At 51.8% G+C, this 10,939-nt stretch carries 13 protein-coding genes and 1 pseudogene; 7 read left to right on the forward strand and 7 right to left on the reverse strand.

Annotation, left to right across the window (positions count from 1 at the left end; genetic code table 11):
- Positions 1–241 precede the first annotated feature (241 nt).
- The 4 genes from N5098_RS09155 to N5098_RS09170 all read left to right on the forward strand — a co-directional run bounded on the left by N5098_RS09155 (position 242) and on the right by N5098_RS09170 (position 3,145).
- Positions 242–1,081, forward strand: a complete 840-nt coding sequence (locus N5098_RS09155) for an RAD55 family ATPase (protein ID WP_267637502.1) — start codon at positions 242–244, stop codon at positions 1,079–1,081.
- 65 nt (positions 1,082–1,146) lie between these two features.
- The gene (locus N5098_RS09160) at positions 1,147–2,037 is read left to right on the forward strand and encodes a hypothetical protein (RefSeq protein ID WP_267637503.1); all 891 of its coding nucleotides are present in this window, start codon (positions 1,147–1,149) and stop codon (positions 2,035–2,037) included.
- On the forward strand, positions 2,034–2,741 hold the full coding sequence (locus tag N5098_RS09165; RefSeq protein ID WP_267637504.1) for a DUF8135 domain-containing protein: 708 nt from the start codon (positions 2,034–2,036) through the stop codon (positions 2,739–2,741). Before N5098_RS09160 ends, N5098_RS09165 begins: the two co-directional genes overlap by 4 nt.
- A gap of 83 nt (positions 2,742–2,824) precedes the next feature.
- Complete coding sequence (locus tag N5098_RS09170) at positions 2,825–3,145, forward strand: transcription factor S (protein ID WP_267637506.1); 321 nt, start codon at positions 2,825–2,827, stop codon at positions 3,143–3,145.
- Positions 3,146–3,159: 14 nt separating this feature from the next.
- On the opposite strand, the gene N5098_RS09175 is transcribed toward N5098_RS09170, so the two are convergent.
- From N5098_RS09175 to N5098_RS09195, 5 genes and pseudogenes are all read right to left on the reverse strand, one after another.
- A complete protein-coding gene (locus tag N5098_RS09175; RefSeq protein ID WP_267637507.1) occupies positions 3,160–3,756 on the reverse strand; it encodes a HemK2/MTQ2 family protein methyltransferase in 597 nt (198 codons plus the stop codon).
- A complete protein-coding gene (locus N5098_RS09180) occupies positions 3,756–4,619 on the reverse strand; it encodes a 16S ribosomal RNA methyltransferase A (protein WP_267637508.1) in 864 nt (287 codons plus the stop codon). The genes N5098_RS09175 and N5098_RS09180 overlap by 1 nt, the downstream gene beginning before the upstream one ends.
- 20 nt (positions 4,620–4,639) lie before the next feature.
- A complete protein-coding gene (locus N5098_RS09185) occupies positions 4,640–5,218 on the reverse strand; it encodes a DUF655 domain-containing protein (protein ID WP_267637510.1) in 579 nt (192 codons plus the stop codon).
- Positions 5,219–5,286: 68 nt separating this feature from the next.
- A complete protein-coding gene (locus N5098_RS09190; protein WP_267637511.1) occupies positions 5,287–5,643 on the reverse strand; it encodes an RNA polymerase Rpb4 family protein in 357 nt (118 codons plus the stop codon).
- A gap of 144 nt (positions 5,644–5,787) precedes the next feature.
- Positions 5,788–6,246: pseudogene (locus N5098_RS09195) on the reverse strand (HhH-GPD family protein); the annotation flags it as partial.
- Positions 6,247–6,425: 179 nt separating this feature from the next.
- On the opposite strand from N5098_RS09195, the gene N5098_RS09200 reads away from it, so the two are divergent.
- From N5098_RS09200 to N5098_RS09210, 3 genes are read left to right on the forward strand one after another with little or no spacing between them, the layout of a single operon-like run.
- Positions 6,426–6,923: a hypothetical protein gene (locus tag N5098_RS09200; RefSeq protein WP_267637512.1), complete on the forward strand. Its 498-nt coding sequence runs from the start codon at positions 6,426–6,428 to the stop codon at positions 6,921–6,923.
- A 2-nt stretch (positions 6,924–6,925) separates the two neighbouring features.
- On the forward strand, positions 6,926–8,653 hold the full coding sequence (locus tag N5098_RS09205) for a coiled-coil domain-containing protein (RefSeq protein ID WP_267637514.1): 1,728 nt from the start codon (positions 6,926–6,928) through the stop codon (positions 8,651–8,653).
- A gap of 1 nt (position 8,654) precedes the next feature.
- Positions 8,655–9,107: a hypothetical protein gene (locus tag N5098_RS09210; RefSeq protein ID WP_267637515.1), complete on the forward strand. Its 453-nt coding sequence runs from the start codon at positions 8,655–8,657 to the stop codon at positions 9,105–9,107.
- A 52-nt stretch (positions 9,108–9,159) separates the two neighbouring features.
- On the opposite strand, the gene N5098_RS09215 is transcribed toward N5098_RS09210, so the two are convergent.
- Positions 9,160–10,266, reverse strand: coding sequence for a tyrosine-type recombinase/integrase (locus N5098_RS09215; RefSeq protein ID WP_267637516.1), 1,107 nt, complete (start codon positions 10,264–10,266; stop codon positions 9,160–9,162).
- On the reverse strand, positions 10,263–10,805 hold the full coding sequence (locus tag N5098_RS09220) for a hypothetical protein (RefSeq protein WP_267637517.1): 543 nt from the start codon (positions 10,803–10,805) through the stop codon (positions 10,263–10,265). Before N5098_RS09220 ends, N5098_RS09215 begins: the two co-directional genes overlap by 4 nt.
- Positions 10,806–10,939: the final 134 nt, after the last annotated feature.

Genomic DNA, 10,939 nt, shown 5'->3' on the forward strand with positions numbered 1-10,939 from the left:
GAGTTGCTGGTTCGGGATGTTCGTCTCTGGGATAGATGAGTCCGGCAACTGAGACAGGTCTTCGGTGGTTTCGTTACTGCTGTCCATGCCAGTATCCGGCGAACATATCACTCAAAGGTAGTTAACAAGTATCCACATACCGGAGGAACGACTCCACAGTTAGTCCCAGATTTGTCTCTCGTCGACGGGGTCTCTCAGTACCAGCCCAGCTATTTATACAGGACGCCACAATGAGTATAGTATGGACCGGATTCCGTTCGGAATCAGCCGACTGGATAATACTATCGGCGGCGGTGCACCACGTGGCAGCGTTGTGCTACTGTCAGGGGAAGCTGGTGCCGGGTCTCGCGAGTTTATGTACACCAGCGCGGTGATGAATGGGCTTGCCCAGACTGGCGACGACCTGTTTGAACTTCATTACGGAGATATTGCGCCAAACGCGTCGCTGCCAGATTCGATTCACTACATCTCGTTTACGGATGAAAGTGAGCAGATTGAGGCCGAGATAGATATGTCGATGGATACAGAGGTTGGACAGCAAGGGTTCGAACAAGTCGAGTTCGATTCGCTGTCCCAGAACTACTTCCACAAAAGCCCTGTGCCCCGTGGATGGTACGCCGAACAAACGGCCGATATCACAGGGCTTCGCAAGCGCCACGAAGAGCGCGAAACACTCCTGAGTGCACTGGGTGACTCGATCAGTGAACGGGCTCCTGGAAGTCTCGTGGTCATCGACTCGCTGTCGGACCTTATCGGCGCGAGTGGAGACGATATCGACTGGTCAGATATAAACTATTTGATGAAAGGACTGGCGAAGGCTGCCCACGAGTGGTCATCGCTTATCTTGGTTCATGTGAACTTCGAGACCCTTACGTCCGTGCAATACGGCCAACTCGTCGAGTCGACATCGGGGACACTCCAGTTCCAGTGGGAAACTGGCGGCTCAGCGCGAGCCCGGACGCTGGTAGTCAAGAACTTCCGTGGCGTACTTTCACAGATTGAAGAAGAAGATATCGTCAAGTTTGAAACTGATCTCGGAGAAGCCGGCTTCGATATCAGCGACATACGAAAGATTCGGTAGCTCATCTATCGATTTCTGATATCGACGGCAAACCCTTAACTATCCTGTTTGTAAAAGTTGGAACAATGGCGAGTGAGTCGAGCGAGGAACTGACTATGTCGGTCCAGCTACCGGCCGAACTCGTCGAGTGGCTCGATGAAGCGGCCGCTGATGCTGAGGTTGACAGAGAAACGCTCATTACTCAGTTGCTCGCGTCATACCGGACTGTCGCTGATGTCAACGAAGAGACCGATCCTCCCGTGAAATCTGTCGACCCTGATTCAGTGGCCGAATCGGTCAAAGCGGATCTCGGACGCAAAATAGAACGACAGGTGAACGCGGAACTGAGCCGCAGTGTCGAAGACCAAGTCGATGACGTATTGACAGACCGGCTCACTGAGGCGACTTCCGATGTCAGAGAACAGGTTGATACGCGCATCGATACCGTCGAAGGAACATTTCAAGAGGATATAAATGACGTACGCAACCGGGTGATTCAGGTCAAAAAGGAGGCAGATAACAAGGCTCCAAAAGACCACAGCCACCCCGAGATGGCACAGCTCTCGGTACTCCAAGACGAAGTTGACTCTCTACAAACGCGGGTCGACGAACTCGAAAATGAGCACGAAGCGGATATTTCGGAGGTAGAGAACACGACAGCCGAACAAAAAGAACAGGTGGATGAGATACAAGACCGGTTACAGACTGTTGCATGGGTGGTCAGTGACCTCCGTGAAGCACAACAGTCTTCGAGCGGTCTCGAAGCCGTCGAGCGAATCAAGCGGGCTGCTGCGCGCGCAGATATCGAGCGGGCCAACTGCGAGAACTGTGGTCAGGCTGTGAGCCTTGCACTGCTAACCGATCCTCATTGTCCCCACTGTGATACGACCGTGACCAACGTCGAGCCATCGAGCGGGTGGTTCGGAAGTCCGAAGCTGACTGTCGCATCACAGCTTGAATCCGGTGAAAGCGAATGAGTGACGAAGACGAGAAACAATCGAACGGTGACAAAACTCCGTTCGAGGAATTAAACGCAGATGTTGGCAACCGCGACGGTGACCCCTTCGAGAGGTTGCCACGAAAAGAGGGAGATGAAACCATAACTGAACCGGGAGGGCAGTCACAAGACGGTGCTGAGGACACATACAGACGTGAGTCTGAGAGTGAGCCGACGCCAAAACAAGAAAAGAGCAACGACTGGGTCGAGGAATTCGGTGTCGAAGCCGGGACCGCTGACGGACCTCCTGTCGGCGATGACTCCCAAGAGACCGAGTCACTGAACGACAAGGTCACCGAAAGCGAAGAGGCGTCGTTTGGAACTGCCCGTGACGGGAGTTCCACAACAGAGCCTCTTGGTGATGTAAGCACCCGAGAGGGTGACCCCTTCGAGGAAGGTGAGTCGCTATTCGAGGAACAAGAGACCGACGGAATCGACCCGGATACCGTCTGGAAGGAACTCGCCAGTGCAGAGTCGGACAGAGAAACAGACGAACGCTACGAGCGGACCTTTGCCGACGTGTCGAAACATAGCTACTGTGAGCAGTGTGAGCATTTTTCTTCGCCGCCGGATGTTGCCTGTACCAACGAAGGGACAGACATCGTGGAGTTTCTGGATGTCGAGACCGTTCGTGTTGTCGATTGTCCGGTCGTCAAAGAACGAAAAGAGCTCGAAGAGGAGTAGCGCGGGGCTATATTGGCATCGGAAAAGCAGGTTACGGCGGTTGAATCCCCGGGCTTATGTCTCTCAGGAGCACAGACAGTACTATGCAGTTCTGTGAGGATTGCGGCTCAATGATGAAAAAAGAAGACGGAGTCATGGTCTGTACAAGTTGTGGTGCAAGCGCCGAGCAAGAGCGCGATACCGAGGAGTTCGTTTCGACCGAAAAACAGAGCGGCGAGGAACTCATCGAAACAACCAAAGATGCCAGCTTCGAGGGCAAGCCGACTGCGGCCGACGTGACTTGCGACGAATGCGGGAACGGTGAAGCGTGGTACACAATCAAACAGACTGCCTCAGCCGACGAACCGCCGACACGGTTTTTCAAGTGCAAGGAGTGCGGGCACCGATGGCGAGGGTACAGCTAACTGATTGTATCCACTTACTCGCCAGTTGGAATCAACTGAAAAATAAGTAGCTTCTCAAAGGAATGTGATTCCTCCGCAAGCGTCGTTACCTCGAATCCGGCGCTCTCGGCGGCCTCTGTGACCGCTTCGGGACCCGTCACCGTCGAGACGAGGAGATAGATAGCGCCATCAGGTCGAAGAACGCGTCCCACATCGTCGAGAAAGTCTTTGATAACGGCGCGTCCGTCTTCGCCACCGGTGACAGCCGTCTCCATCCAGTCATCCCAGACACCTTCAGGAGCTGAGGGGAGATACGGTGGGTTGAACGTGATCACATCAAAGCTGTCCCGACAAAACGACGAAACAAGGTCAGCCCGCAATGCTTGCACGCCACGCTCGCGCGCCTCAGCACAGGCCAACGGGTTGAGGTCGACACCGAAAACGGCAGCGTCGGACTGCTCTTGGACGAACTGGGCAACGTATCCCGACCCAGTGCCGACATCGAGAACACGGTTGTCTTTACCCACTTCCTTGGCGGCTGTTTTCGCTAGCAGGTGGGAGTCTTCGGCTGGTTGATACACTTGGTCAGTCTCGCGGATGTCAGCCAGCCGCGGTTCGTCTTCGTCAGTCATCACTCTGTCCGATTTTTAGCCGCTGGCTCTCCGACATCCCAAGCAAGACGGGTGAGTTGGGCGAACTCGGCTGGAGAAACCGAGCCTGCGCGCCGACTCATCAAGGATTCGTCTGCCGCGGACACAACGGCGTCACCGTCGTCTAGCTCAGAGATATGGACCGTGTTTCTGACTGCGTTCCGCATCGTTTTGCGCCGCTGCGTGAAGATGGCTTTCAGGAATAATAAGAAGAACTCGTCGTTGGGCACCGAGTACGACGGCTCGCGCGGTACCGCCTTGATGACCGCGCTCTGGACCGCGGGTTGTGGGTCGAAAGCTGCAGGTGGAACAGTCTCGACTAATTCTACCTCAGCGTAGTGGCCCGCAGCGACTGCAAGTCTGCTATACTCGTCCTCACCGGTGTCGGCAGCCATCCGTTCAGCAAATTCCTGTTGGAACATTAATACGAGTGGCTGTCCCAGTGGGAGGAGTCGAAATGCAATCTCGCTCGATGCACCGTAGGGAAGGTTCGAAACCGAAGCAGTAAACTCGGGGAGTGTGACATCGAGTGCATCACCCTCGATGACGGTCAGTGTGCCGTTCTCTCGTTCCGTGGCAAACTCTTTGCGGAGGAAGTCAGCGAGTCGCCGGTCGCGCTCAACGACAGTCACTTGGTCGGCAACGGCACAGAGCCTATCGGTGAGTGCGCCTGTTCCGCCGCCGATTTCCAAGATGTGTGTCGTCTCTCCGTTATCGTCGGAGAGATACTCCGGGAGTCGGTTGAGTACGCGGTCGTCGACCAGAAAGTGCTGGTCCTGTGCGGGGTCGCCACCGATACCAGCTCTGACTCGAAGCGCGTCAGGGTCACGAAAGTCTTGAGTCATAGATAACCTATGTAAACAGTTTAGTTATCGTCGCTTCGGACCAGCAACTGGTATTTCAGGTCGTCTTCTTTGATTTCTTCGAGGATTCGTTCGACGAGTACATCCTTCGGGCTATGGAGTCCATCGATACGCTCGTCCAACTCTTCGAAGCTCTCGAAGGGCTTGCGCTTGCGTTCGTCCAGAATATCGTTGCGGAGCTTCTCACCGATACCAGGGAGCAGATTTAGCTGGTGGAGACGGAGCGTAATCGGCTGTGCGTCGTTGAAATAGTCGACAAAGCGCTCTTGATTGTCTTCGACAATTTCTTCGATGGCGTAATCGAGCTCAGAACTCGCGCCGCTTGGCAGGTCTTCGTAATCGATACCGTTCTGACGGACGATGTCGTCCTGCTCCGAGAAATCAAATGAGTCGCCGATAGAGATATCAGCACCCGAATCCATGATAAGTTCGTAGAGCTGGAAATCATCCGTATCGATGACGTACGCGAGCGGTTCCTTCTGGTACTGGGGTCGGTCGTCTTCGGTTCGACCGTGAGCGAGAAAGTCTAGTACGACAATCGGCTCAGTCCCGTCACTTTCGTCACGTTCGTCGTCGGTCATACAACGAGGCTACGTCGACTGGTTACTTAAACGTACGCAGGTGAGACTGTCGACGTCTGAGCAAAAACTCAGATGTACTGCTTGACGGTATTGAGGATTGCGTCGAGCTCGTCACCCGAAAGCGAGTACCGCTCCTGTGCGAAGACAGCGCGAAGTTCGTCTCTGTCCCGCGGTTTGAGGTCGACAATTTTGTGTGCTGTCTTCTCGTCGACCTTTTCGAGCTCGATGAGCTCTTCGACGAACGCTTCGGCTTCCGACGCATCGAGTTCGGCAAACCGATTGACGTGTTCAATGGCTCGGGCGAGCTCATAACGCATTTCGCGCTCGTCGTCGGTGGCACGCTCCACCTCAAGCCCTTCGAGTATCTCCTTTGTCTCTGCAATCGTCAGATGCTCCTCGTCAACTTTCTCTTTGAATATTGTCATGATTTCGTCCTGTCGAAGATCGCTCGTTTTCTCCGGGGTTCCGGAGACGAGTCCAACTGTTCGTCACCTCATAGATAATCCAGGGAAAAATACCTGCCGAAACACGTCGACAGGGGCAGCCCCCGGAAACTGCTTCCAGCGGCCTTAATTCTCCAAAGACACGCGGGGGCCAGCATCTGTAACAGTAAGCGTGACGAGACCATCATCTTCGAGATCATCGAGAAGGTCACGTAGCCACTCTCGACCGTATTTTCCGTCAGGTGTATAATCGACCCGAACCTTTGGCCCAAGTTCGTCAAGTGTCAACGTGTCACCGTCGCTTAGTGCGCGGACGATTCGACCCCGAAACTGCCGACGACTCCCTTCAAACGATGGCTGTGTTGGAACGTCAGGAGCAGTGAAATCGTTCGTCTCGTACGCCTGACACCAGGTCCGCCACGGGCATCCGTCTTCATCGCAGGTGGGCGTTTTTGTACAGACGGTGCCACCAAGTTCCATAATAGCGTTGTTCCAGAGACGGGACTCATCCATAGGGAGCAACTCGTTAGCTGCCTCCTCGAAGGCAGTATCGTCATCAGGGACACCGAAACGCGATGATAGGAGAAATGTATTATACAGATCCCAGGATTCAGTAGTACAACCGATGCGAATCATCCAACTATACTACAATTTGACTAGTTCGGTACTTCTAGGTTGAAGCATGTCAAGTGCGTGTAGTGCTGGTCGTAAGCAACTGAATGTGTCCCTGGAAATAAAGTCCCCTTAGTGGTTAGATGACATAGATGGTACTTGGGACGATTGAGGAGGCTGGAGTCGGGGGAACAGCCCTCGCAGTTTACACGTATGCCCTCTTGGAGATATCCCCGATCAATCTCGGCTACAGACCACAGCTCCTCTACTCGATCGTCCCTATCGTTGTTCTTGTTTTACTCATTGACTCGTTCAACGACCCGATCATGAAGCGAATCGCAGGGAAAGAATTTCTCAGTAATGTTCACGACGACGTAAGAGACGAGGTCGGTGACGAGCAGTTCTATTACGATCATGAGGATAAGCAAGAGAAGATAGACGATCTTGACAAGAAATCTGTAGGGAGAGTAGTGAATATCATTGTTGGGGTCGTTATGTCGCTCACTCTACCTGTAATCGGTTTCATCAGATATGAAATTCTAGGAGCTGTTGTAGGGATACTAATCGGGATCGCTGTTGCCTATGTGTTAGTTATTAGACAGAGATCCAAACTCCGTAATATTATTAGTGAGTTGTCGAGACTGTACTGACAATGCGTGTCTCTGACATACAGGTTGCTCACTTTGCGAAAGACGAATACCCCGATCTGCATGTGTCCGGTATCGGTGGCGACAACTTTCTCATCCATGGGGGTAACAGAACGGGGAAAACGCTCTCACTCAACGCGATTCTATACAATCTGTTAGGCTCTCAAGCGACTATTGACTTGGCTACCGGACGAGGAAACAAAGTTGAGATCGACTACACGAATGGGATTTCGTTTTATAGAGGTGTTCCGGAAGCCGAGTATGAAGACGATTCCTCGTATCTAACCGCAGCCGACGCGCTTCGAAAGTTCCGAAAAGAACTTTGCCCTTCGTCTCACGGCCAGGTTCCAGGAAGAGACGTAATTAGGTCTCACTTCCTTCACTCGCACACTGGAAGACTTCCCCTCCTGAGTCTTTCAGATAGCGATTTACTCTCTGTAGTCCGGTCTGTTGTGGATCCAGATATCCACTCCGAACTGGAATACCACGAACGAGCAAAACAAGAGTTGAGCGCCATCGTAGAGAAGAATCGGACGACGAAGAACGAATTGGAAAATGACCTGCAAGATACAGTGTCACAGGTCCGCAGTGCGGAGTCGGAACTTGAGAAGTGGGAAGATATACTTGAGTTGTATGAATCTGGTCGGCTATCCGAAATAAACGATGAGTTAGCTACCAGGGAGTCAATTCGGTCAGAACTATCCGAGTTATACCAAGAGAAGGAGGGGTTGCGGAAGGAGAAGCGAACATTAGGCAAAGAAGAGAAGCGTTGGAAGAACTATCACGAAGAAGAGGTAGCCGATGTAATCGCTTCCGCCGTTGAGGATTTTGTCTGCCCAGTTTGTGGGGACCATATCGAAGATGACCGGGCGAAGAACCGTCTTCAGCAGGGATACTGTCCCTTTTGCGGAGAGCAGAAGTCTGTCTCTGAATTGAAGTCCGATATTCGTGAGCAAATAGAGCTCTCGGATGACCGTCTTAACGAAATACGAGAACGGCAGGATCAGATCGGCGACCGTCTCGATGAATTAGAGCGGGAAGAATCCGAGCTGAAGTCTGACCTCCCGAACTTGGATGAGCTGGACTCGTTTGTCGAAAGGAGACTCAGAGAAAACGGCTACGAGGTTGAAGGGATAGACGAGAAGGCGAGAGACGAGATCGAAAAGAACACGCAGACCATTGATCAGGGAGAGACGAAGATTGATGAATTGGAAGCAAAAACCGAAGCACTTGAGCAACGTGTTGAGGAGATCAAAGATTCCATTGCGGTGGCGTCCGACGCCATTAGAGAAGTCCAATCGAAGGCAGCAGATCTGATTGAAGAGTTCCAAGACCGATGGGCCGAGAATTACGCAGACGTCGCTGACGAGTTGAGTTTGGATATCCGGTTAACGGATGATGCAGAGGTTGTACTTCCAGGGAACACTGATGATCGCGTTCTGAGTCAAGAAGGCGATTTCAGCGATGCGGAGATTCGCTTGTTAAATATAGCCTTCGCCACGACTCTCAACGAATTCGCTACCGAGACAGGCATCACGAATTGGAATACAATCGTGATCGACGAGCCATTCACGTATCTGGACGACGATAGCACAGAGAGTCTGATTGAGTATATCAACGAGTCTGAACAGCAGTTCATCGTCACTTCCTCTTCGGACGGACTTGAATCGATATTTACCGAGACTGTCAGCCTCACCAGAAATACTATCCAGACGACGTTCCAGCGATACTAGCATGAAAGAGAATCCTGAAGAAGCGAGACACCCCCGGTTACTGATGCTCTCAGAATTCGATGGGAAGATCGAAGGCGAGCTCAAGTATCACAAAAGCATCTACCAGTACAGGGAGGAGTCTAAATCGATAGATGCTGACGATCTCGAATTTGTCCGGGAGGAACATGGCCCGACTGATAGAGGATTCAGTAGCGTCATTCAGTCTTATGAAGATTTAGAGCTAATTGAAGGGGAACAGTCGGGAAATAGGAACGATTTCTTCCTCAAGGAGAAGGGGAGGAGAGTAGCGAATGGTCTAAAGAGAGGGCTCTCCAAGCTTGACAACGGCTTCAATGAACGGATAGAGACCATTTCAGAGGTTGAGAAACAGAATAAAGAGCGGTCTGGCAGTCAAATCGTAGAGGACGAAGATGTACAATCAGCTAAGGACAACACATACCAGTCGAAGCTATAGTGTCCACGGATCTCTATTCCTCTTCTCCCAACCGCTAATTCCTGCAGTGACCTCAAATGTGGAATTTGTAGATGTCTCTCCGGAATTGGTCCTCGATTTTCTCGTATCGGGTGTGGATGTATGAGTCGATAGCTTCCTGCGTAGCATTGAGTTCACCACCACTTTGGATGTCTCCCCGGAGGTACTTGAGAAGATCTCGCTGCCACTTCTTATCGATACGAAACCAAGTGGTGAATCGGTGACGCCCGTAATGAGAACTCACACCTCTGTACTGCTCTGTCGGTCCGTACTCGGGTCTGAAGTACTTCTTCCAGATGTCGTTGATGTTCGTATGGTCCATCTTCTTCCCGCCAGACTTCGACAAGAACAACCAAGGACGACCGTTATCTGGTCTGCAAAGCAAGTACTGGAGAAGCACTCGACGAAGTTCATCGTCAAGCGGGAGAACTCGAGGACGCTCTGACTTGTTTCGATCACGATCGTGTGGGATGTAGACCGCATTCGGACGCCCATTCAGAGTGGGGTGGTTTCCGAGATCAGAATAATGATCCTGAAGTTCCGAGTTGGTAATATGGATTTCACTGAGCTTGATATTCGATACTTCTGATGCTCGAAGCCCCAGCTTGAGTTGGATAAGGATCACTGCCCGATCCCGGATATGTTTCACTTCGGTCTCGATGAACTCCCTCAGTTCAGCAAGCGGGATAGGGTATTGGTCTTTGGGGGGTTCCCCACTAAGATCAATTTTGTTTTTCGCCGCTTTGAACGGGTTGAAGTCTTTAGGATGGGGAAATGCAGGTTCGACCTGGAAATATTCGTACGCTTGGTCCAGAGATGATAGCTTCGCTGCGACGGTAGCACCGTTGTTATCTTGCTCGTCTAAGTAGTACTCAGCGAAGGTAGTCACGTGTGATGTTGATGGAACTGCTGGGTGGCGATCGTACTCTCCCCAGATGAAGTTACACCACTGCGTGATTCGTCGTTCAATAGCAACTATGGTCTCGTCAACATAGCCTTTCGAATACACGACGTCGTCTAGCCAGAGTTGAAAGGGGTCTGAGTCTACTGTCTGGAACTGTTCATTGTACTTGGCAAGCGGATCAGTTGTGCGATTGAAAGCCTCTGCAATCTCTTCGTGCCTCTCTTTGCTGTCGCTCATTCGTTTCTCTCTGAGTATTCTGGTTTGTAATCTGTCTGCCAGTACCACAACTGTCTGGTTATACCGCCGCTGTGAGCCGCCATCAGAACAGGATTGTAGACGTGCGGGTAGTCTACGTGGTGCACTAACCACTCAAAGAATGTTTTGAGAGGGGACAGGTGCTGGTAGTAGACTGTGTTATCTGATCGCTCCGTGACTTTGATTGAGTAACCACCTTCCTTGATATGCTGGAGATACGACTCGATGTCATCTGGATACGGGAGAGCGTGGTGACGCCCTACTTCCTCTTCCATGTATTTCTTAAAACGATCACCACAGGGATACCACGAATTCTCCTTTGTTGGCTCCGCAAGATCGTCGCGCGTCTCTAGGTATGCGTCCCACGTATCTTTTTCTTGGAATTGAGATTTGAATGTATTCAGTCGGTAACGTGTCGGAACCTCTTCTATTGATTTATACACCCCAAGCCAATACTCGACATCTCGTCTACCGGGTGCCTCGTCAGGTCGATCTGGAACGCTGATGTCTGCGCGTGGCATTACGATTTGCCACCCCGATTGGTTGGATAGTACCGAGGGTGTCATAGAACTCTTGTCACACCGTGATGATCGTGCTTCCCGGATTATCTCCTCGTTCGTAGTTGGTGATCGCAATAACGAGACGCAGACACAAC

The organism is Halovenus rubra, assembly GCF_026586665.1.
Lineage (GTDB): Archaea > Halobacteriota > Halobacteria > Halobacteriales > Haloarculaceae > Halovenus > Halovenus rubra.